The organism is Pseudomonas tremae, assembly GCF_001401155.1.
GTDB classification, from domain to species: Bacteria; Pseudomonadota; Gammaproteobacteria; order Pseudomonadales; family Pseudomonadaceae; genus Aquipseudomonas; species Aquipseudomonas tremae.
In genome coordinates this window covers 1-782 of record NZ_LJRO01000472.1, presented here as the reverse complement: position 1 = coordinate 782, position 782 = coordinate 1, and the positions used below count along the sequence as shown (strand labels likewise).

1 protein-coding gene and 1 pseudogene are annotated in these 782 nt (G+C 53.7%); one reads left to right on the top strand and one right to left on the bottom strand.

The window, feature by feature from the left end; all coding sequences use genetic code 11:
- A partial coding sequence (locus ALO43_RS26285) for a GGDEF domain-containing protein (protein ID WP_157062367.1) occupies positions 1 to 538 on the top strand: 538 nt, incomplete at its 5' end.
- Positions 539 to 542: 4 nt separating this feature from the next.
- Here the strand turns inward: ALO43_RS26285 and ALO43_RS26280 are convergent.
- Positions 543 to 782 (bottom strand): annotated as a pseudogene (locus tag ALO43_RS26280) (hypothetical protein); the annotation flags it as partial.

Genomic DNA, 782 nt, shown 5'->3' with positions numbered 1-782 from the left:
GCGCAAAATAAGCCGCACCGACAGCCTCACTGGACTGCTCAATCATGGCGCATGGAAAGACCTGCTTGATCTGGAGTACGTAAAAAGCCAGAACCAGCATCAGCAGTGCGTTATCGCACTGATCGACATTGATCATTTCAAAGTCATCAACGATACCTATGGCCACCTCATGGGCGACACAGTGCTGCAGAACATCAGCGAAGCACTGATGGAAAACCTGCGGGACTCGGATTTGATCGGACGTTGTGGCGGAGATGAGTTCTGCGTCATTCTGCCGGACACCCGCTTGTTTCAAGCGAGGGAAATCCTGGAGCGCACGCGTCTGGCGATAGATGAAATGAGCTACTCTTTGCAGCGCGATCTCAAGGTCAGCCTGAGTATCGGCATAGCCGCCTATTCTCCTGAACTACCGGATGCTTCATCCTGGTTGCACGAAGCAGACAAGGCGCTGTACCTCGCCAAAAGCACCGGTCGCAACTGCGTGGCCAGCGCTCAGGATATGCCGTCAGAGCTCCAGCCACTGAGTGCCGATGCCTGACCGGTCAACGCCGGTTCTTGAACAGAACGTCAAACAGGGATGAGAAGTTCTTGATGCCCATCGCCTTCATGAACGAGTTGCGCATGTCTTCTCGCAGGCTTTCCAGGGTGATTTCCTTGGGTTTTGTGGTTTTTTGAGCGGGTATGCCGGTTTCCCGAATGTCACCCTCGCCAGGGGCGTACTTTTCCTTTGACAGAGTTCTAGGCTCTGTACGTAAAGTATTGTCGCAAGCACCGCATAGCAC